Consider the following 22,752-nt stretch of genomic DNA (forward strand, 5'->3'; position numbering starts at 1 on the left):
TATATTGCGGCATCTTACGGAAGTAAACTGATGACATTTTGTAACCTTTCATCCTGCATGTTATGGAAATAACCTTAAGTAACACATTGCCCCCTTATCCCACTTTCGTAGAGGGTATCCGGAGGGCTCCCGACCGTGGCTTCACACTTTCGCCCGCACAAACTGCCACGGCGTTAAAGAACGCATTGCGCTATATCCCCAAAGAATTACACGAGACCCTCGCTCCGGAGTTTATGGAAGAACTTCGTACCCGCGGGCGTATCTATGGCTACCGATATCGTCCGCAAGGTGACCTCAAAGCGAAACCTATTGATGCCTACAAAGGAAATTGCATTGAAGGTAAGGCTTTCCAAGTGATGATTGACAATAATCTCTGCTTCGACATTGCCCTCTATCCTTATGAACTCGTCACTTACGGTGAAACGGGACAGGTCTGTCAAAACTGGATGCAGTATCGTCTCATTAAACAATATCTTGAAGTGCTGACTCAAGATCAGACACTCGTTATTGAAAGTGGCCATCCGCTGGGATTATTTCGTTCTAAGCCCGATGCACCACGCGTGATTATTACGAATGCCATGATGGTAGGTCTTTACGACAATCAGAAGGATTGGCACGTAGCCATGCAAATGGGAGTTGCCAACTACGGTCAGATGACTGCCGGAGGCTGGATGTACATTGGTCCTCAAGGTATTGTGCATGGCACCTTTAATACTCTGCTGAATGCCGGACGTATGAAGCTCGGTATTCCTCAGAACGGTGATTTGTGCGGACACTTGTTTATATCTTCCGGTTTGGGTGGCATGAGCGGTGCCCAGCCTAAGGCCGCAGAGATGTCGGGTGCGGCTTCCATTATAGCCGAGGTGGATATGTCACGCATTGAAACCCGGCATCGCCAAGGTTGGGTGGGGTACATCACGGACTCTATTCCCGAAGCATTCTCGCTGGCGCATGAGGCGATGGACGGCAAGAAACCGATATCCATTGCTTATCATGGGAATATCGTTGACCTGCTGGAATATGCTGTAAACCAAAATATACATATAGACCTGCTTTCTGACCAGACTTCCTGCCATGCCGTTTACGAAGGCGGATACTGTCCGGTGGGAATTACTTTCGCCGAACGTACAAGTCTGTTGCACGAAGACCCGCAGAAATTCTGTGGACTGGTGAATGAATCGTTGGCACGCCATTTCCGGGCTATAAAAGCCCTTGTAGACCAGGGGACCTATTTCTTCGATTATGGAAACTCCTTTATGAAAGCTGTTTATGATACTGGAGTTCGTGAGATTGCCAAAGAAGAAGATGATAAGAATGGATTTATATTCCCCAGTTATGTAGAAGATATTATGGGGCCGGAACTTTTTGATTACGGTTACGGACCTTTCCGCTGGGTATGTCTCAGTGGTAAACATGAAGATTTGATAAAGACCGATCATGCGGCGATGGAATGTATTGATCCGAATCGTCGCGGTCAGGATCTGGATAACTACAATTGGATACGCGACGCGGAAAAGAATAATCTTGTGGTAGGTACACAGGCGCGTATTCTTTATCAGGATGCGGCAGGACGTATGAAGATAGCGTTGAAGTTCAACGAAATGGTACGCAATGGTGAAGTAGGGCCTATTATGTTGGGACGCGATCATCACGATGTGAGCGGTACGGACTCTCCTTTCCGCGAAACTTCTAATATAAAAGATGGAAGCAATGTCATGGCGGATATGGCCGTGCAATGCTTTGCCGGAAACTGTGCCCGGGGAATGAGCCTTGTAGCACTGCACAATGGTGGTGGCGTGGGTATTGGAAAAGCCATAAATGGCGGCTTCGGTATGGTATGCGATGGTAGCGAGCGGGTGGATGAAATACTTCGTTCAGCTATGTTGTGGGACGTGATGGGCGGTGTGGCCCGGCGTTCATGGGCACGCAATGAACATGCTATGGAGACGAGTGAAGAGTTTAACCGGACACATGCCGATGGTTATCATATCACGATGCCCTATGTGGCTGATGACGAATTAGTAAATAAATACATATAATAAATGAAGAATTATGAATTAAGAATGAAGAATTAAGCTGCACTATGCGAGTTGCACCGCAAGGTAATTCTTCATTCTTAATTCTTCATCCTTAATTAAAAAAGATCATGAATAAAATCATCGAATGTGTCCCCAACTTCAGCGAGGGACGTGACTTGCAGAAAATAGATCAAATCATATCCCCTTTCCGTGGTAAACAAGGTGTAAAACTCCTGGATTACAGTAACGACGAAGACCACAACCGTCTGGTAGTAACTGTGGTAGGAGAACCGGAACCCCTTCGTGATGCCGTTCTCGAAGCTATCGGTATTGCTGTAAAACTTATCGATCTTAACCACCATACCGGGCAACATCCCCGTATGGGTGCCGTAGATGTAGTTCCTTTCATCCCCATCAAAAATGTGACGATGGAAGAAGCTATCGCCCTTTCCAAAGAAATAGGTGCAGAGGTAGGCAAACGCTATAATCTTCCTGTCTTTCTCTATGAGAAATCCGCATCCGCTCCGCATCGCGAAAATCTTGCTGCCGTGCGTAAAGGTGAATTCGAAGGTATGGCAGAAAAGATAAAGTTACCCGAATGGCAGCCCGACTTTGGTCCTGCCGAACGCCATGCCACTGCCGGAACCGTTGCTATCGGTGCCCGTATGCCGTTGGTAGCCTACAATATCAACCTGAATACACCTAATCTAGATATCGCACATGATATTGCCAAGAAGATTCGTTTCATTGGCGGTGGCCTGCGTTATTGCAAAGCAATGGGAGTAGAGTTGAAAGACCGGGGCATTACTCAGGTTTCCATTAATATGACAGACTATACCCGTACCGCCCTTTACCGTGCTTTTGAACTGACTCGTGTAGAAGCACGTCGTTATGGAGTCAGCATCGTGGGGAGTGAGATTATCGGCCTTGTTCCGATGGAGGCGCTCATTGATACAGCTTCTTATTATCTTGGTTTAGAGAATTTCTCTATGCAACAAGTGCTTGAGGCGCGGATTATGGAAGAATAATAGAATGATAAAAGAACGCAAATTACGCAAATTACACAAATAAAGTTTTTAAATATGACCGAGAACCTGATAATTTTCAATGCCCGCGTTGTAACACCCATCGGCTTTTCCGCCCGTTGTGGCAAAGAGATGGGTGAACTATGCATCATTGATAATGCTACAATAGAAGTAACTGACGGTATCATTTCCTATGTCGGCCCTTCCCGGGGCGAGATGCGTGACGGATATTATCAACGCTACTGGCACTACAATGCCCGTGGCAAATGCCTGTTACCCGGCTTCGTCGATTCGCATACCCACTTTGTATTTGGTGGCGAACGTGCCGAAGAATTTTCCTGGAGGCTGAAAGGAGAAAGCTATATGTCTATCATGGAGCGTGGTGGTGGCATTGTAAGCACTGTGAAAGCCACCCGCGAATGTAGTTTCATTCAACTCCGCTCCAAAGCCGAAGGTTTTTTGAAGCAAATGAGTAATATGGGTGTTACTACCGTAGAAGGTAAGAGCGGCTACGGACTGGATAAGGAAACGGAGCTTCTGCAACTCAAAGTCATGCGTAGCCTGAATAATGACGAGCATAAGCGGGTAGATATTGTATCCACTTTTCTGGGTGCGCATGCCGTACCCGAGGAATATAAGGGACGTACGGACGAATACCTTGATTTCATTATCAGTGATGTCCTGCCTTGCGTTGCCAAGAACGAACTGGCTGAGTTTTGTGATGTATTCTGTGAACAAGGCGTTTTCTCCGTCGAGCAATCCCGCCGTTTGTTGCAAGCCGCCAAGGAATATGGTCTGGGCTTGAAACTCCATGCCGATGAAATCGTTCCGCTGGGTGGTGCCGAACTTGCTGCCGGGCTTTCGGCTGTTTCTGCAGATCATCTGTTGCATGCATCCGATACAGGTATCCGCGCTATGCGGGATGCCGGAACCGTTGCAACTTTACTCCCTCTTACAGCTTTTGCCCTGAAAGAACCTTATGCACGCGGTCGTGAAATGATTGATTCCGGTTGTGCCGTAGCCCTTGCCACAGATCTCAATCCGGGCAGTTGTTTCTCCGGTTCCATTCCGTTGACTTTTGCTCTGGCATGCATCTATATGCATCTTACTATTGAAGAGGCTATCACCGCCCTCACCTTGAACGGGGCTGCTGCCTTGAACCGGGCGGACAGTATCGGTAGCATCGAAGTAGGCAAGAAGGGAGATTTTGTAGTGCTGAATTCCGATAATTACCATTTCCTGCCTTATTATGTCGGTATGAATTGTGTAAATACTACCATCAAAGAAGGAGTGATTTATCCTGTATTGTAAAACCTTTAAAGAAAAATACCATGTTAGTTGATTTAACAGTAAAAGAATTTCTGAATAAAGTGGCGGGCAGTGATCCCGTCCCCGGTGGCGGAAGTATTGCTGCCCTGAACGGTGCCGTAGCTTCGGCACTTGCCGCTATGGTTGCTAACCTCACCATCGGCAAGAAGAATTACGAAGAACACGAGGAACTTATGAACCATATTGCTTCTCTCGCACTGAGAGAGAAAGACGTATTCATAGCTGATATAGATCGTGACTCGGAAGCCTATGATGCCGTATTTGCCTGCTTCAAAATGCCCAAGGCTACCGATGAAGAAAAAGCTGCCCGCAGCGCTGCCATTCAGGAAGCTACTAAGTATGCCGCTTTAGTCCCCATGCAAGTAGCTCGTAATGCCTACGAGATGATGTCGGTAATTGCCGACGTTGCCCGTTTGGGAAACCGTAATGCAGTGACTGATGCTTGTGTGGCCATGATGTCCGCCCGTACAGCTGTATTGGGTGCCTTGCTGAACGTTCGCATCAATCTGGGTTCCATCAAAGACAAAACCTTTGCAGATGAACTCCAAAGAGAAGCCGATGTGCTGGAACGCTTGGCTTGTGACCGTGAAAAAGAAGTATTGGATGTTGTTAACCAAGAATTACGAGTATGAAAAACGTCTATCATATAGGGTCCGGTGAACTCACATTCGACATCATCGAACGAATTATCAACGAGAATCTGAAACTGGAACTGGCTCCCGAAGCCAAAGAACGGATACAGAAATGCCGCGACTACCTCGATCATAAGATAGCCGAGTCCGAAGAACCTTTGTACGGTATCACCACAGGCTTCGGTTCCCTGTGTAGCAAAAATATATCCCCCGATGAACTGGGCACCTTGCAGGAAAACCTGATAAAGAGTCATGCTTGCAGCGTCGGTGAAGAAATACGTCCCGTCATCGTCAAACTAATGATGTTGCTGAAAGCACATGCCCTTTCTCTGGGACATAGCGGTGTGCAAGTCATTACCGTACAGCGTATCCTCGATTTCTTCAACAATGATGTGATGCCCATTGTCTACGACCGCGGTTCGCTCGGTGCATCCGGTGATCTGGCTCCTCTTGCCAATCTCTTCCTGCCGCTTATCGGTGTGGGCGATGTTTATTATAAAGGTAAGAAGCGCGAAGCTATTAATGTCCTCGATGAGTTCGGTTGGGAACCGGTGAAACTTATGAGTAAAGAAGGCCTTGCCCTGCTCAACGGTACGCAGTTTATGAGTGCCAATGGTGTGTTTGCCATTCTGAAAGCCTTCCGTCTCTCCAAGAAAGCCGACCTTATTGCCGCTCTTTCACTCGAAGCTTTTGATGGGCGTATCGATCCTTTTATGGATTGTATCCAGCAAATTCGTCCGCACCGGGGGCAAATTGAGACAGGCGATAATTTCCGTAAACTCCTGGAAGGCAGTGAAATCATAGCTCAATACAAAGCCCATGTACAAGATCCGTACTCTTTCCGTTGTATCCCTCAGGTGCATGGTGCAACGAAAGATGCTATTCGTTATGTTTCTTCTGTACTGCTGACTGAAATCAATTCCGTAACAGACAATCCAACCATCTTTCCCGATGAAGACCGCATCATCTCCGGTGGAAATTTCCATGGTCAGCCGCTTGCCATTTCTTATGACTTCCTGGGCATTGCCCTTGCCGAATTAGGTAACATTTCGGAGCGACGGGTGGCACAGCTCATTATGGGACTGCGCGGTTTGCCCGAATTTCTGGTGGCCAATCCCGGTCTGAACTCCGGCTTTATGATACCGCAATACGCTGCTGCCTCCATGGTCAGCCAGAATAAGATGTATTGTTATGCTGCCAGCAGTGATTCCATTGTTTCCTCCAACGGACAGGAAGACCATGTTAGTATGGGAGCTAATGCAGCTACCAAATTGTATCGCATCATGGACAATCTGGAACATATTCTCTCCATTGAATTGATGAATGCCGTACAGGGAATTGAATTCCGTCGCCCGTTAAAGACCTCTCCTGCTTTGGAACGCTTCCTGAACGAATATCGCAAAGAGGTCCCTTTTATTAAAGACGACATTGTCATGTATAAGGAAATTCATAAGACAGTGGCATTTCTGAACCGGACGAAGTTCGATTATTGACATTCTTCCCAATAAATCTGCCGGAAGCATAATAAACATTAATATAGTTAATCTTTCAAAGGAAACTCAATTGGCGAATTGAGTTTTCTTTCTATATTTGCCCAGTTTTATTCCGAAAGTGGACATTCTTCTACTTGAAATCTAAAAAATTAAAGAGAAAATTGAAATGAAAACGGGCGACAATATGAGAGAACACCCTCAAAGATTAGAATTGCGGGAGCGTATCATCGATACTGCTCTGAATTCTTTTGCTACTCACGGTATCAAGAGTATTACGATGGATGACATTGCTGCGGCACTGGGCATATCCAAACGTACTTTGTATGAAGTTTTTTCTGATAAAGAAACCTTACTGATGGAATGTCTCCTGAAAGCTCAGCGTGAGGGAGACGCTTACGTGAAAGATGTCTATGAAAAGGCTTCGAATGTATTGGAAGTTTTGTTAAAACTCTACCAGCGGAGTATTGAGAAGTTTCACAATACTAATAAAAAGTTTTTTGAAGACATCAAGAAATACCCCAAAGTCTATGCAGAATTGATGAAGCGTCGCAACCGCGATTCCGAGGAAACGATTGCCTTCTTTAAGCTGGGTATACAGCAGGGATATTTCCGCGATGACGTAAATTTTACGATTGTAAACCTGTTAGTACGCGAACAGCTCGACTTGCTGATGAATACGGATCTTTGCAAAGACCATTCTTTCCTGGAAGTATATGAATCTATCATGTTCACCTATCTTCGGGGAATATCAACAGAAAAAGGCGCTCGCAAACTGGAAGAATTTATCCGGGAATATCGTAAGGATCGACAGTCCAATACGGAATAAAAGAATAATCCTAATAAACATACAGATTGATTTTTATGGACAGACAACTATTTTTGGCAAGCAAGAAAATTATGTTGACTGTGTTCCTTTTATTGGCTATAGGCCATATACAGGCACAGGAGACGACAGAAACCCTAACCTTGACCCTCGACAAAGCACTGGAAATCGCACTTAGTGATAATCCTACGATAAAGGTTGCCGAAGAGGAAATAGCCCTGAAAAAAGTGGCTAACAAGGAGACCTGGCAGAGTTTGTTGCCGGAAGCCAGTATTGGTGGAACATGGAACCATACAATTACGGCGGCTCAAATGAATCTCGGCGGTCAGTCTTTCAAAATGGGTCAAGACGATTCGAATACAGTAAGCGGAACCTTGAATATCAGCTTACCGTTATTTGCCCCTTCAGTCTACAAAGCAATGTCTATGACGAAAACCGACATAGAATTGGCAGTAGAAAAATCACGTGCTTCTAAGCAGGATCTGGTGAATCAGGTTACGAAAGCGTATTACCAGTTGATGTTGGCACAAGACTCTTATGAAGTTTTGCAGAAGAGTTATAAATTGGCGGAAGACAATTATAACGTGGTCAATGCAAAATACCAGCAGGGAGCTGTCAGCGAATTCGATAAGATTAGCGCTGAAGTACAGATGCGTAGTGTGAAGCCGAATGTGATTTCAGCGGGAAATGCCGTTACTTTATCCAAACTTCAGCTGAAAGTGCTAATGGGGATAACGGAAGATTTTGATCTTAAGATTGCCGATAATCTGGCTAATTATGAGACTGATTTGTTTGCTAACCAGTTGAATGAACTGAATGAAGGTTTGGTGAACAATACCACAATGAAGCAATTCGACCTGAACATGAAGATGCTCAATCAGAGTCTGAAGTCCCTGAAGACAAACTTCATGCCGACACTGGGAATGAACTATTCTTATCAATACCAGTCATTGTATAATAATAACTGGAATGTATTCGACTATAATTGGGGCGGAAGTTCAGCTTTGGTGTTTACTCTGAATATTCCTCTTTATAAAGCCAGTAACTTTACGAAACTGAAGACCGCACGAATTCAGATTAATCAGTTAAAGGAAAACCGCACGGATACGGAGCGTAAACTGAACATGCAGATTACCAGCTACCAGAATAATATGGCAGCAAGTTCCGAGCAGGTGGTAAGTAATAAAGAGAACGTAATGCAGGCTCAGAAGGCTGTGGAAATAGCCGGTAAACGCTACGAAGTAGGTAAAGGTACAGTGTTGGAACTGAACAGTTCACAAGTATCATTAACCCAGGCTGAACTGACGTATAACCAATCTATTTACGACTATCTGGTATCTAAGGCTGACCTTGACCAGGTTTTGGGTCGCGACTATTCAATTAAATAAGTAAAAAAGAAAAATCACAACGATATGAAAAAAAGTGTTCAATTGATCGCCCTGGTGGCCGTTGCTCTGCTGAGCTCATGCGGCGGCGGAGAGAAAGACAAGGCTGCAACTGAAAAGGTAGATGAAAAACCGAGAGTAAAACTGGCTGCTGTAATGGCACGTCCTGTAGACCAGATCCAGGAATATACCGCTACTGTCCAGGCAGAAGTGAAAAATAATATCGCTCCTTCTTCCCCGGTGCGTATCGATCAGATATTTGTGGAAGTGGGTGACCGTGTATCTAAAGGTCAGAAATTGGTGCAGATGGATGCTGCCAACCTGAAACAAGCTAAGTTCCGTTTGGACAATCAGGAAATAGAGTTCAAGCGTACCGACGAATTATATAAGGTGGGCGGTACTTCCAAATCAGAATGGGATGCAGCCAAAATGGCATTGGACGTACAGAAGACAACGTATAAGAATCTGTTGGAAAATACTGCGTTGCTCAGCCCCATCAATGGTGTGGTGACGGCTCGTAATTACGATAACGGCGATATGTACAGTGGAGGTGATCCGGTGTTGGTAGTAGAGCAAATCACTCCGGTGAAACTGATGATCAACGTTTCCGAAGGCTACTTTGCGAAAGTAAAGAAGGGCTCTCCCGTAGCTGTTAAGGTAGACGTGTATGGTGATGAAGAGTTTGAAGGAACGATAAATCTGGTTTATCCGACCATTGATTCGAATACCCGTACTTTCCCTGTTGAAGTGCGTTTAACTAACCGTGACCAGAAAGTCCGTCCGGGTATGTTTGCACGTGTAACACTGAACTTCGGAACACAGGAGCACGTAGTTGTGCCCGATTTGGCTATTGTGAAACGTGCCGGTTCCGGCGACCGCTATGTATATGTATATAAGGACGGAAAAGTTTCTTATAACAAAGTTGAACTGGGACGTCGTATGGATACGGAATATGAGTTGATTTCCGGTGTGGATAACAATTCACAGGTGGTCGTTGCAGGACAGTCCAAGTTGGCTGATGGCGTAGAAGTAGAGGTAGAGAAATAATTATAAATGAAGAATTAAGAATTAAGAATGAAGAATCTGGTTGTGCAACGCAGTCTTGCCGCAGGGTAATTCTTCATTCTTCATTTTTCATTCTTAATTAAAAGAAATAACATGAGTTTATACGAAGGAGCGGTTAAAAAACCGATTATGACCTCGCTCTGCTTTTTGGCAGTAGCGATATTTGGTCTGTTCTCTTTGTCGAAATTACCGGTGGACCTTTACCCGGATATCGAGACCAACACCATTATGGTGATGACTTCCTATGCGGGAGCCAGTGCGTCGGATATTGAGAACAATGTGACCCGTCCGTTAGAAAATACGCTGAATTCTGTCAGCAACCTGAAACATATTACTTCCAGATCTTCAGAGAATATCTCTGTGATAACATTGGAGTTCGAATATGGATATGATATTGACGTGCTGACGAATGATGTGCGTGATAAACTGGATATGGTAAGCTCTCAGCTTCCCGATGAAGTGGAGACACCTATTATCTTTAAGTTCAGTACGGACATGATTCCTATCCTGCTGCTTTCTGTTCAGGCGGAAGAGAGTCAGCCGGCACTTTATAAAATATTGGACGACAACATCGTAAATCCGCTGGCTCGTGTGCCGGGTGTGGGTACGGTGTCTATCTCCGGTGCACCCAAACGTGAGGTGAATGTCTATTGTGATCCTAACAAACTGGATGCTTATAACCTTTCAGTGGAGACCATCAGTTCTATTATTAGTGCTGAAAACCGCAATACACCGGGTGGTACCTTCGATGTGGGAAACAATACCTATTCACTCCGTGTGGAGGGAGAGTTTAAGGACCCCAAGGAGATGGCGAACATTGTGGTGGGCACGCACAACGGAGCTTCCGTTTATCTGCGCGATGTGGCAACAGTGGTAGACTCTGTGGAAGAACGTGCGCAGAAGACGTATAGTAATGGTGTACAAGGTGCTATGATTGTGGTACAGAAGCAATCCGGTGCCAATTCTGTGGCTATTTCGCAAAAAGTAATTGATATGCTGCCACAGTTGCAGAAATCGTTACCGAGTGACGTGAAACTGGGCATCATTGTCAATACTTCCGATAACATTCTGAATACCATTGACAGTTTGGAAGAGACTATCATGTACGCTATGTTGTTCGTAATCCTGGTAGTGTTTGTATTCCTGGGACGTTGGCGTGCTACGGTTATTATCTGTATCACTATCCCGATGTCATTGGTAGCCTCATTTATCTATTTGGGTATTATAGACGGCGGTTCGCTGAATATTATTTCGCTCTCTTGTCTTTCCATTGCTATCGGTAATGTGGTGGACGATGCTATTGTAGTGCTTGAGAATGTGACGACCCATATTGAACGAGGGTCCGAGCCGAAGCAGGCAGCGGTTCATGCCACGAATGAGGTGGCCATCTCCGTTATTGCCTCTACGCTGACCATGATTGCGGTATTCTTCCCGCTGACTATGGTGAGCGGTATGTCCGGTGTATTGTTCCGCCAGTTGGGTTGGATGATGTGTGTGATCATGACTGTTTCTACTATTTCGGCTTTGTCATTTACACCGATGATGTGTGCGCAACTCCTGCGCTTGCAAAAGAAGCAGAGCAAGTGGTTCATCGCTTTCTATAAGCCGATTCAGCGTGCGCTCGATGCACTCGATGTGTGGTATCAGAACCGTCTGGATTGGGCTGTACGCCATCGTATAACTGTTATGATCGGTTGTGCTGCTTTCTTTGTGGCAAGTTTGTTCTGCGCCAAGTATATTGGTACGGAGTTTTTCCCGGCAGCTGATAATAGCCGTATTGGTGTGAACTTGCAACTTCCCATCGGTGCCCGTGTAGAGCGTGCACAAGCATTGGCTTCGGAACTGACGGAAAAGTGGATGAAGCGTTACGAAGGTGTGATGAAGGTTTGTAACTATACGGTGGGACAGGCCGATTCGGACAATACTTTCGCTTCTATGCAGGATAATGGTAGCCATATTATCAGCTTTAATATCAGTTTGGTGAGTCCGGGCGATCGTGATGTAAAGCTGGAGACGGTCTGCGACGAAATGCGTGAAGACCTGAAGGCTTATCCTGAATTGGATAAAGCGCAGGTAATCCTTGGTGGTAGTACCGGTGGTATGAGTGCCCAGGCCAGTGCCGACTTTGAGGTATATGGTTATGATTTTACCGCAACAGATAAAGTCTCGGCTGAACTGAAAGAGAAACTGCTGAATGTAAAAGGCGTGAGTGAGGTAAACATCAGCCGTCAGGATTACCAGCCTGAATATCAGGTAGACTTTGATCGTGAGAAATTAGCATTACATGGACTGAATCTGTCGACCGCTTCCGGTTATCTTCGTAACCGCGTGAACGGAGCCTTAGCTTCTTATTATCGTGAGGACGGTGATGAGTACGATATCCGTGTACGTTATGCTCCCGAGTTCCGTACAAAGATTGAAGATTTGGAGAACATTCTTATCTATACACCTTCCGGTGAAGGTATCCGCGTGAAGGACCTCGGTAAAGTAGTTGAGCGTTCTGCTCCTCCCACCATCGAGCGTAAGGACCGTGAACGTATTGTGACTGTATCCGCTGTTATTTCGGGAGTTCCATTAGGTGACGTAGTGGCCGATGGTAATGCCATTATCGATAAAATGGACTTGCCGAGTGGTATTTCTATCCAGATTTCAGGTTCGTACGAGGACCAGCAGGATTCATTCTCCGATTTGGGTACGCTGGCTGTACTGATCATCATTCTGGTATTTATTGTAATGGCCGCCCAGTTTGAGTCTTTGAGTTATCCGTTCATTATCATGTTCTCCATTCCGTTTGCATTCAGCGGTGTGTTGATGGCACTCTTCTTTACGGGCACAAACCTGAACGTAATGAGTTTGTTGGGTGGAATCATGTTGATTGGTATTGTGGTAAAGAATGGTATCGTGTTGATCGACTACATTACACTTTGCCGTGAGCGTGGCATGTCGGTGATTCACTCTGTGGTTACGGCAGGCCGTAGCCGTCTGCGTCCGGTATTGATGACCACACTGACTACTATCCTTGGTATGGTGCCGATGGCTGTAGGGCAGGGTGAAGGTGCCGAGATGTGGCGTCCGCTGGGTGTGGCTGTAATTGGTGGCTTGACGGTATCTACCATCTTGACGCTGATTCTGGTTCCCGTTCTCTACTGTTCGTTTGCCGGTATCGGTATCAGGCGCAAACGTGGCAAAATCAAGAAAGACCGTGAACTGAACGATTACTATCAGACTCATAAGGAGAAAATGACGAAACCCAGAAAACAGTGAGAATAATTACGAATTACGAATTACAAATTACGATGAACTGTATAATTCGTAATTCATAATTCGTAATTCATAATTCGTAATTCATATATTATATATCATAATTTGTAATTCATATATTATATATCATAATTCGTAATTAATATGAAGTCAGTATTTATAACATTCGACCAGGCATTCTTTGAGCGTATCATGGCGTTGCTCGACCGCCAGGGTTGCCGTGGATTCAGCTATTGGCAGCAAGTGCAGGGACGTGGCAGCAAGACGGGTGAGCCGCACTATGGCAGTCATGCATGGCCCAGCATGTGCTCTGCTATTATTACTATTGTAGACGAAGCTAAAGTAGATCCGTTGCTCGATGCACTCCATCAGATGGACGAGGAGACTCAGCAACTCGGTCTCCGGGCATTTGTCTGGAACATTGAGAAGACGATATAGTTGTGAGCGCATCGTTCTAGCAGGCTAGGACGGCGCGTCCCAGGGTGCGTGAGCGGTGTGTCCCAGCAGGCTAGGACGTACCGCTCACAAATGACGGGGAATGAGGAAGAAAGGGAAATCTTACAAAACGTGAAGATTTCCCTTTCTTTTTATGTCTTTTCTCTATCTTTGCAAATCCTTTATGGACAACATGGAAAAGAATTATCTGAAATATACTTGCATTTGGGCATTGATTATATTGGCGGGCTTGTTACTGATGTACTTCCTGCCCGGTTTTACGGTAGGTGAACATGTGATGAGGCGTGTCGACTTGCTGGGTGACGTGCGTACTCAGAAAGATATTGCGGAAGAACCGGATAGTTTGTTTCCGCCCCCGCCGAAGGTGAAACCTGCTTTTGTGGATACCTGCCGTGCGGGTATGACGTGCATTGAAGACTACAGCGACTCCACTCTGCGTGGCATGACACCTTTTTACCGGGCTTTGGATGAATTGGCGCAACGCCCCCGCCGGGTACGTATTGCCGTTTTCGGAGATTCCTTCATTGAAGCGGATATTCTTACTGCGGATTTGCGCAATATGTTGCAGGATAAATATGGTGGTTGTGGAGTAGGCTTTGTTACCATTACTTCTATGACCAGCGGATTCCGCCCTACCGTGCGCCACTCGTTTGGTGGTTGGCAAAGCCATTCTGTAATGGATTCTACTTTCTTTGATCGCAAAAAGCAAGGTATTTCCGGACATTACTTTGTTCCCCGTCCCGGTGCTTATGTGGAACTGAAGGGACAGAATAAATATGCTTCCCATCTGGATACCTGTGAACAGGCTTCTATCTTCTTTTATAGTAAAGGAGAAGTCACCCTTTCTGTGAATGTCAACCGGAACGAAAAGCAAACCCGTACTTTTCTGGCTACAGATGATTTGCAGGAAATGCAAGTGGATGGAAATATCGGTTCTGTCCGTTGGACGGTTGATGAGGCGGATTCTACCTTATTCTATGGTTTGGCTATGGATGGTAAAAAAGGAATTATCCTGGATAATTTCTCTTTGCGCGGCAGTTCGGGCTTATCCTTGCGTTCTATTCCTGTGTGGATGATGCATGAATTTAATGAGCAGCGTCCTTACGATCTGATTATCTTGCAATATGGATTGAACGTTGCTACTGAACGTGGGCGGAATTATGACAAATACATTGCAGGTATGCAGACTACTATTGATCATTTGAAGGATGCATTTCCACAAGCAGGTATCTTGATAGTCAGCGTAGGAGACCGGGATTATAAGACGGAAGATGGTACTCTACGCACAATGCCCGGCATTAAAAATCTGGTGCGTTACCAACAAAATCTGGCGGCAGATAACGACATTGCTTTCTGGAATATGTTCGAAGCAATGGGAGGAGAGGGAAGCATGGCGAATCTGGTACATGCCAAGCCTTCTTTGGCGAATTATGACTATACGCATATTAATTTCCGGGGAGGTAAGCACCTGGCAGGCCTACTTTATGAAGCGCTTGTGTATGGAAAGGAACAGTACGACAGGAGGAGGGCTTATGAAGCGGAATAATAGAATAAAAATCGTATTGGAGGTTTCAAAAGCATATTTTTCATCCGCAGATAACACGGAAAACGCAGATTTTAAATATAAGAATCCGTGTTATCCGTGTTATCTGCGGATGAAAAATCTCTTTATCACAACTTTGTTTCTTCTATACTTTTTCCCGCTTCATGCCCAGGACCCTATTCCATCCTGTCCTCTAATTAGCAAAGTCACAGCAAATTGTGACACACTTCGTTCCTATTCCCAGCGTACGGATACTGTTGCCGTTCCTCAAATAGCTTTTCCTTCCGGCTTTCAGCAACTTGGTGAAAATGAGTTGACGGATAGCCTTGGCATCCTCAATCCTTTTTGGGAAAAGTTACGTCTGTTACATGCCGGCTTTTCTACAGATACCATCCGTATCGTACATATCGGTGACAGCCATATCCGTGGACGTATCTTGCCCCGTACTACCGGAACGCTGCTGACAGAAACTTTTGGTGCTATCTCTTATATCGATATGGGTATCAATGGCGCTTTTTGTACCACCTTTACCCGTCCCGACCGTATTTCTGATATTGCCGCCCTGCATCCCGACCTGGTTATACTTTCTTTCGGAACGAACGAAAGCCATAACCGACGTTATAACACCCTGTTGCACTACCGACAAATGGATGAACTGGTGCGTATGCTTCGCGACAGTCTGCCCAATGTACCCTTACTGATGACAACTCCTCCCGGTTCCTACGACAGTTTCCGGAAAAGTCGCCGCCGCCGCACCTATTCCATTAATCCCCGTACTGCTATTGCCGTAGAAACCATGCGTCGCTTTGCTGATGACAACGGTCTTGCCGTGTGGGATATGTACGAAGCGGTGGGAGGGAGACAGCGTGCTTGTCTGAACTGGCAGGAAGCAAAATTGATGCGTCCGGACCATGTACATTATCTTCCCGAAGGATATGTACTGCAAGGTGAATTGTTTTATCAAGCTCTTTTAAAAGCCTATAATGATTATGTGGGATATTGACTTTAACCGTCTGCGAGACGTATTCGTTTATGACCCGCAAGCGCCGATGATATTCAGTAGCGGCATTTTCTTGTGGTTGTTTGCAGCATTTATACTGGTTTATCTGCTGTTGCAACGCCGTCTGACTGCACGCTTGTTGTTTGTTACCGCATTCTCCTATTATTTTTATTATAAAAGTAGCGGAACTTACTTTTTCCTGCTGGCACTTGTCACGGTAAGCGATTTCTTTATTGCTCGTTTTATGGCAGGTACTTCCGTAGGCTGGAAACGTAAGGCAAGTGTTGTGCTTAGCCTTGCTATTAATCTTGGTTTGCTTGCATACTTCAAATATACTAATTTTCTGGGAGATGTCTTTGCTTCGCTGGTAGGCGGTACGTTTCATCATTACGATATATTCCTTCCTGTGGGCATTTCTTTCTTTACTTTCCAGTCACTTAGCTATACCATTGATGTTTATCGCAAAGATATAACTCCTCTTACTAATTTGCTGGATTATGCTTTTTACGTATCCTTCTTCCCACAATTGGTGGCAGGCCCTATTGTACGTGCCCGTGACTTTATCCCACAGATACGCCGTCCTTTGTTCGTATCCCATGAGATGTTCGGAAGGGGGATATTCCTGATTGCAAGCGGTCTGTTCAAGAAAGCGATTATTTCGGATTATATCAGTGTGAACTTTGTAGAACGTATTTTTGATAATCCTACGCTCTATTCCGGAGTAGAGAATCTGATGGGTGTTTATGGATATGCCTTGCAAATCTATTGCGACTTTTCCGGATACAGTGATATGGCTATCGGAATAGCCTTGTTGTTAGGTTTTCATTTTAATAAGAACTTTGATTCTCCTTATAAGTCCGCTTCCATTACAGAGTTTTGGCGGCGATGGCACATTTCGCTTTCCAGTTGGCTGAAAGATTATCTCTATATATCTTTGGGTGGAAACCGGAAAGGAAAGATTCGCCAGTATGCCAATCTTGTCATTACCATGTTTTTGGGTGGTTTGTGGCATGGGGCTTCCTGGAACTTTGTCATTTGGGGATTGTTCCATGGTATTGCTTTGGCGGCACATAAATTCTGGATGACATTGACCGGAAGAAAGAAAGGAGAAGAAAGCCACGGCATCCGCCGTTTCTTCGGTATACTGATCACATTCCACTTTGTTTGTTTCTGCTGGATATTCTTCCGTAATGTGGACTTTTCCACTTCTTTGGATATGATCAAACAGATCTGTACCACTTTCCGTCCGCAACTTTTCCCGCAACTGATTGCAGGCTATTGGGAAGTGTTTGCACTGATGGCATTGGGTTTCTTTCTGCATTTCTGCCCTGATCGTTGGGAGAACGCTTGCTGTAAAACAGTAACCCGCCTTCCCCTTATGGGAAAGGCGGCTCTGATGCTTGCTTTAATTTACTTGGTAATCCAGATGAAGAGTACGGAGATTCAGCCTTTCATTTACTTCCAGTTCTGATAGTCTCACTCTCAAACTCTTTCAGTTCTGCCAGTCCTTGCTCTACTTCTTTGATTTTTTGTTCGTGCTGCTTCATTTTCGTATAACTGTAGATGCAGCCCACAATCATCACTGTCAATACGGGCACGAAAGCGTAGGGATTGGTAATTTTACTCTCTGAAATCATAAAGACTATTACGGAGCCAAGGCCGAGAATAGTACCGTACTTCTTGTTATAGCTATAAAATCTTCTGTATTTCAAGACGGTACGGGTCAACTCATTTACTTTCATGTAGTTCAGCTTAAACTTGGATAAGCTATAGAGGATTGCCAATTGAAACAGTAAGGCCAGAAACATCACAGTTTCCAGAAGTATGAAAGAACTCAGTTTCATATTGATTCCCAGGAACCTGTTTACGGGCAGTACAATCAGGCCGCAGAGCAGGATTATATAAAGTCCCCGTAATTCCTGGTTATAAATACTGTCATAAGCAGATTTTGTTTTACTTGCAACCATTTCTTCGATGATCCTCTTGTTTAATATCTCATTTTGTTCTAAACGCTCGTTCAGGACATTCCAACTATTTTTCATTTCATCTAAATTCATTATTCGTCAGTTTTAGGAGTTAGACATGTTTTTCAGATTCTCTTTGATGCGATAGAGTTTTACGGCCACATAATTCTTGGAGATACCCAATATATCGGCAATTTCCTGATGACTCCGTTCTTCAAGCCAAAGCAAAATCAGCGCGCGTTCCAATTTGCCCAGCATGTTTATCATACGATAAAGTTCACGGAGTTGGGATGTCTTTTCTTCTTCATCGGCAAAGGCAGATTCCAGGTCGATAGTGATGGGAATCACGACCGGTCTTGAATTGGATTTGCGGAAAAAGGAGATACAGGTATTCAACGCAATCCGATAAACCCAGGTAGATGCTTTGCACTCGCCCCGGAAGCGAGGAAAAGATTTCCATAGATTTATCACGGTCTCTTGATACAGATCATTGAGACTGTCGTTGTCTGTGGCATAGATATAGCAGATCTTGTAGATAATCTGTTTATACTCTGTCACGAAGTCGACGAATTGCTTTTCCAACTTTTTAGTGTCCATAATTTAACTCTTTACTTCATTAGTCGCATGGCAGAGCATTCGATTACAAGCTTTGAGAATAATTATTCAGATACGAATTGAGCGAATTATACGGATTTGCAATTAAAAGAATCCGTATAATTCGCTCAATCAGCGTTATGAGAAATGATACTGAGTGGTCTTCCTGTATTTTATCAGTTCACCTCTATTTCATCAATGAACATATAAGCTGCTTTTCCTTCGCCTGCATGTCCTTTCGGCAGGGCAGGGCTACGCTTGATAACAACTTTCACATACCGTGCTTTTACCGGATCAAAAGTTATCTCATAGTTTTCCACACCTTTCTTATCAATATTTGTTTCAGCAGGAATATCCTTAACGGCTACTTCGCGGAACTCTTTATTATCGTCAGATACAGAGACTACCAACCCTGTACTTCCCATAATCCAGGCACTCATATCGACAATGGCGTTCGTAGCTACCCGTTTGATTTCTGTTTCCTGTCCCAGGTCGATGATGGCTTCCACATCACCACCTACAAAACCTAACCAAGCTCCGGTGGCATAGCTATCGTTTCCCTTCATACCGTCTACCAAAGTGATAGCACCTCCGAATTTATACTTTTCCGAAGGCTGGAAGGTCAGTTCGATAGGGCAATATGTAGCCTTATTGAAAGAAATCTTCTTATTCACCACTTTGCTCTTTCCTTCCGGGCGGATAACCACTGCCTGGAAATCTGCTGTTTCAGTAATGGCAACAGGTTCTGTGTATTTCAATGAAGTTGTGGTCGGTTCGGTTCCATCTAATGTATAATAAATAGGAGCGTCATCAATAGTACTCAATGTAACGACTACCGCTTTCTTGGCAACATCCGGTGTGAAGTCGACCTTCAGATCGAATACATGCTTGGCATAGTTGAAACCATCTCTTTGATAGAACTTCATCAGGCGGGCCAGACGTTTAGTGAAATCTTTGAAATCCTTCTTTTCGGGCTGTGTCCATTGTACTTCGGCAAGGGCAGCCATACGAGGCAATACCATGTATTCCACGTGTTCTGTGGTAGTTATGTACTCTGTCCATAAGTTGGCTTGGGCACCAATGATATGTTTTTTCTGTTCTTCATTCAGATCGAAAGTAGGATCCAGACTGTATACCTTTTCTATGGGTACATATCCACCGATACCCAGCGGTTCATCCTTGGTGTCTGCCGTCTGATAATAATCGAAATAGCAATAGGTATTGGGTGTCATAATTACATCATGTCCCATTTGTGCGGCTTTTATACCTCCGGATGCTCCGCGCCATGACATTACTGTTGCATTGGGTGCTACATCTCCTTCCAGAATTTCGTCCCAGCCGATAATCCGGCGTCCCTTGCTGTTCAGGAACTTCTCGATACGTGTCATGCAATAACTTTGCAGGCGATCTTCTGCCGTATGGTTTTTATCCGCTTTCAGCCCTTCCGCTTTGATACGCGCCTGACATTTCGGACATTCTTTCCATCGGTCACGTGGAGCTTCATCGCCACCGATATGTACATACTCTGATGGGAATATTTCGATGATTTCACTCATTACATCTTCCAGGAATTGCATGGTTTTATCATTACCGATGCAGAGTACGTCTTCAAATACACCCCAACGCGGACACACTTCATATGGACCACCCGTACATCCCATTTCTGGATAAGCGGCCAGTGCAGCAAGCATGTGTCCCGGCAGGTCTACTTCCGGAATTACTGTGATGTAGCGTTCCTGTGCATATTTCACGATTTCTTTAGCCTCTTCCTGTGTATAGAAACCGCCATACGGCGTATTGTCATACTCTTGTGTGTTTTTTCCAATTACCGTGCGACTGCGTTGAGAACCTATTTCCGTAAGTTTCGGATATTTTTTAATCTCAATACGCCAGCCCTGGTCTTCCGTCAGGTGCCAGTGGAAAGTATTCATATTGTGCAGTGCCAGCAAGTCTATATATTTCTTTATAAACTCTTTTGGGAAGAAGTGACGCCCTACGTCGAGGTGCATACCGCGGTAACTGAAACGCGGTTCGTCCTTAATTTCACCTGCCGGTATCAGGATGGTTGCTCCTTTGGCTTCGGCGGGAATGGATTTGCGTAAAGTCTGGATGCCATAGAACACTCCGTTTTCGGTTTGTCCGTTGATGCTGATACCTTCGGGGGTGGTAGTCAGCACATATCCTTCCTTGTTTGCAATGCCCGGATCGAGTCCCAGTACAATTGCATTTTTCACTTGTTCTCCTGCTGCGATGGCCTTTGTTTTCGGTGCATAGTTTGTGGCTTGTTGGATGTACTCCGACAGGAACTCAGCATTGCGTTGCAATAAGGCATTGTTTTCCGGATAAGCGATGAGAACATTTTCGTTCAGTTTGAACGGATTTCCCTGGGTTAAACTTACCTCTTGGGGGAGAGGTATCACTTGGTAGTTAGCTTCTTTCTCCGCTGTACACGAAGCGCATGCCAAGGCGAGAGCACCTGCAAGAAGTGCGTGGTTAAGTTTTCTCATGGTGTTAGTATTTAATTGATTGTACAAATGCAAATGTACGTGATTATCTTCGAATTTTCACATAAACGGACGCAAAAGTATATTTCCGGTACTGAAGAAAACTACAAACCAGCCTGTCTGCTCAAAGTCCGGTTGAGTTCGTTCATCTTCTCATTTCTCAATGCGTTGATCTCTTCCGCTTGTCCGGGTTTCAGATAATCTTTGTTGAGTTTGATGAAACGTTTGTCCAGTTTCCCGGCTTCACCGATGATTTTTTTAAGTTGCGTGGCAAGTCCGGAAGCCTGTGATACATCATATCCCGAAGATTCGTAGGTGAACTCTACTTCTTTGTACTGAAGATAGTTGATGCGCAGGTCCAGCATCAGGCGATAATGTTCGAATTCACCGCCCTGTTTCCGGGGAATGATCTTGTTGAAGTGGCTTTTCAACTCTTCACATTCCTGTATCACCTGTTCTATCGGCTTTCCTTTAGCATCCTTTCCGTGACGGACTAACTCTTGGGGAAGCAGGAAATAGGTGAGAAAGATTTGCGCTTCGTCCTCCGACAACCCATAGCGTTGCTGTGCATACTCTTTTATGAAAGTTTCGGCATGAATCGCTTCTGATGAATTGACCGCCTTGCAATAAGCGTCTATCAGCAATTGGAATCCTGACATGGGATATACCTGTCGGATGGGTTGCGTACTGATTATTTCCCAACCGTTATCATAGTGGAAACCATAAGTTCCGCTGGTTGACCAGGAAGTTTCTATCATTCCCTCATATCCGTGGGCACGCGCAAAGGGCAGGAAAGTAACTAGGTTATTGAAATGTTTCATCCACTGGGTCAGATACGTATTGTCGGGTGCCGAACGTAGGGAGGCTGCTCCCCACATCTTTACACCGAGTTTCAGCAGATTATCCAGTTTACCGAAGCGGTCCGGTTCCCAACCGTAATTCCAGTCAACGTAGATGAGATCTTTGGGTAACTCCTGAACGGATTCGGGGTGCATCAGGATAATATCCGTCCAAATGATAGGTTTCTTTCCCATTTCCTTGACCACCTCGCACATGGCTTTTATGTAGTCAACAAAAAGGCGCGACTTATTTACTTTGGAACATTGTGCGCAACTTCCCAACAGATAAGTTTCGTCAGCTCCTATATGAAAATAAGGTGACGGATGCAATTCTGCCACTTCCCGGAAGATTTCCCGGAATACCTTTTTAGCTTCTTCTATCTTGAGGGGACATACTTGCGACACTTCCTTGCTGTCCTCACGCAAATGTGCGTATCGGTCGTGCCTTAATATGTATTCGCAATGTCCGAAACAGTTCTGTAACGGGATTACTTCAATACCGAGCGAAGTGCAATAGCTTACAATATCCTGCACTTCGCTGCGGCTGAATGCCAATTGATTACACAAAGTGGCATGCTTTTGGAAAGGGAATGTTGCCTCATACTCTATCAGCAGAGTATTTATCTCTTTCTTTGAAAGGTCGGACGCCAGTTCCTTGATTGCCGAAACCGTCATTACCTGCGTACGGCAATCAAGATAGAAAGCCCTGACTTTGAAGTCGGAAGGAGGGACTGCGCTACGTGCCGGAACACACAGGCACAGGAATATGCTTACTAAAAGTAAACTTTTGTATATGGAACGAAGGGTATGATTCATGGTCT

General features: G+C 45.0%; 17 protein-coding genes. 13 read left to right on the forward strand and 4 right to left on the reverse strand.

All coding sequences use genetic code 11. From position 1 onward, the window contains the following. Positions 1 to 62 precede the first annotated feature (62 nt). The 13 genes from K6V21_RS08675 to K6V21_RS08735 all read left to right on the forward strand — a co-directional run bounded on the left by K6V21_RS08675 (position 63) and on the right by K6V21_RS08735 (position 17,501). The gene (locus tag K6V21_RS08675; protein ID WP_224321506.1) at positions 63 to 2,039 is read left to right on the forward strand and encodes a urocanate hydratase; all 1,977 of its coding nucleotides are present in this window, start codon (positions 63 to 65) and stop codon (positions 2,037 to 2,039) included. Between the two features lie 107 nt (positions 2,040 to 2,146). Next, on the forward strand, positions 2,147 to 3,046 hold the full coding sequence (ftcD, locus tag K6V21_RS08680) for a glutamate formimidoyltransferase (protein ID WP_217713538.1): 900 nt from the start codon (positions 2,147 to 2,149) through the stop codon (positions 3,044 to 3,046). Between the two features lie 54 nt (positions 3,047 to 3,100). Beyond that, positions 3,101 to 4,354: an imidazolonepropionase gene (hutI, locus tag K6V21_RS08685; RefSeq protein WP_224321507.1), complete on the forward strand. Its 1,254-nt coding sequence runs from the start codon at positions 3,101 to 3,103 to the stop codon at positions 4,352 to 4,354. Between the two features lie 20 nt (positions 4,355 to 4,374). After that, positions 4,375 to 5,004 carry a cyclodeaminase/cyclohydrolase family protein gene (locus K6V21_RS08690; RefSeq protein WP_217713540.1) on the forward strand — a complete coding sequence of 210 codons (630 nt, stop codon included), beginning with the start codon at positions 4,375 to 4,377 and terminating at the stop codon, positions 5,002 to 5,004. Next, the gene (gene hutH, locus K6V21_RS08695) at positions 5,001 to 6,497 is read left to right on the forward strand and encodes a histidine ammonia-lyase (protein ID WP_224321508.1); all 1,497 of its coding nucleotides are present in this window, start codon (positions 5,001 to 5,003) and stop codon (positions 6,495 to 6,497) included. Before K6V21_RS08690 ends, hutH begins: the two co-directional genes overlap by 4 nt. Before the next feature lie 166 nt (positions 6,498 to 6,663). Next, positions 6,664 to 7,323 (forward strand): TetR/AcrR family transcriptional regulator, encoded by a 660-nt coding sequence (locus K6V21_RS08700; RefSeq protein WP_044272207.1) that lies wholly within the window; start codon positions 6,664 to 6,666, stop codon positions 7,321 to 7,323. A 35-nt stretch (positions 7,324 to 7,358) separates the two neighbouring features. Then, a complete protein-coding gene (locus K6V21_RS08705) occupies positions 7,359 to 8,708 on the forward strand; it encodes a TolC family protein (RefSeq protein WP_217713542.1) in 1,350 nt (449 codons plus the stop codon). 24 nt (positions 8,709 to 8,732) lie between these two features. After that, positions 8,733 to 9,752 (forward strand): efflux RND transporter periplasmic adaptor subunit, encoded by a 1,020-nt coding sequence (locus K6V21_RS08710; protein ID WP_224321509.1) that lies wholly within the window; start codon positions 8,733 to 8,735, stop codon positions 9,750 to 9,752. Positions 9,753 to 9,863: 111 nt separating this feature from the next. Continuing rightward, positions 9,864 to 13,034: an efflux RND transporter permease subunit gene (locus tag K6V21_RS08715; protein ID WP_224321510.1), complete on the forward strand. Its 3,171-nt coding sequence runs from the start codon at positions 9,864 to 9,866 to the stop codon at positions 13,032 to 13,034. A 141-nt stretch (positions 13,035 to 13,175) separates the two neighbouring features. Next, on the forward strand, positions 13,176 to 13,469 hold the full coding sequence (locus tag K6V21_RS08720; RefSeq protein WP_118223669.1) for a PG0541 family transporter-associated protein: 294 nt from the start codon (positions 13,176 to 13,178) through the stop codon (positions 13,467 to 13,469). A gap of 190 nt (positions 13,470 to 13,659) precedes the next feature. Next, positions 13,660 to 15,033, forward strand: a complete 1,374-nt coding sequence (locus tag K6V21_RS08725) for an SGNH/GDSL hydrolase family protein (RefSeq protein ID WP_224321511.1) — start codon at positions 13,660 to 13,662, stop codon at positions 15,031 to 15,033. After that, positions 14,987 to 16,033: an SGNH/GDSL hydrolase family protein gene (locus K6V21_RS08730; protein WP_408912717.1), complete on the forward strand. Its 1,047-nt coding sequence runs from the start codon at positions 14,987 to 14,989 to the stop codon at positions 16,031 to 16,033. The genes K6V21_RS08725 and K6V21_RS08730 overlap by 47 nt, the downstream gene beginning before the upstream one ends. After that, positions 16,014 to 17,501 (forward strand): MBOAT family O-acyltransferase, encoded by a 1,488-nt coding sequence (locus K6V21_RS08735; protein WP_224321512.1) that lies wholly within the window; start codon positions 16,014 to 16,016, stop codon positions 17,499 to 17,501. The genes K6V21_RS08730 and K6V21_RS08735 overlap by 20 nt, the downstream gene beginning before the upstream one ends. Here K6V21_RS08735 and K6V21_RS08740 read toward each other — a convergent pair. The 4 genes from K6V21_RS08740 to K6V21_RS08755 all read right to left on the reverse strand — a co-directional run bounded on the left by K6V21_RS08740 (position 17,482) and on the right by K6V21_RS08755 (position 22,747). After that, the gene (locus tag K6V21_RS08740) at positions 17,482 to 18,087 is read right to left on the reverse strand and encodes a hypothetical protein (RefSeq protein ID WP_224321513.1); all 606 of its coding nucleotides are present in this window, start codon (positions 18,085 to 18,087) and stop codon (positions 17,482 to 17,484) included. The two genes, K6V21_RS08735 and K6V21_RS08740, sit on opposite strands and share 20 nt — an antisense overlap. A 12-nt stretch (positions 18,088 to 18,099) precedes the next feature. Continuing rightward, positions 18,100 to 18,591, reverse strand: coding sequence for an RNA polymerase sigma factor (locus K6V21_RS08745; protein WP_224321514.1), 492 nt, complete (start codon positions 18,589 to 18,591; stop codon positions 18,100 to 18,102). Between the two features lie 173 nt (positions 18,592 to 18,764). Continuing rightward, positions 18,765 to 21,095, reverse strand: a complete 2,331-nt coding sequence (locus K6V21_RS08750; RefSeq protein WP_224321515.1) for a glycoside hydrolase family 20 protein — start codon at positions 21,093 to 21,095, stop codon at positions 18,765 to 18,767. A 101-nt stretch (positions 21,096 to 21,196) separates the two neighbouring features. Beyond that, the gene (locus K6V21_RS08755; protein WP_224321516.1) at positions 21,197 to 22,747 is read right to left on the reverse strand and encodes a family 20 glycosylhydrolase; all 1,551 of its coding nucleotides are present in this window, start codon (positions 22,745 to 22,747) and stop codon (positions 21,197 to 21,199) included. Positions 22,748 to 22,752 lie beyond the last annotated feature (5 nt).

This window comes from Bacteroides cellulosilyticus (assembly GCF_020091405.1).
GTDB lineage: Bacteria > Bacteroidota > Bacteroidia > Bacteroidales > Bacteroidaceae > Bacteroides.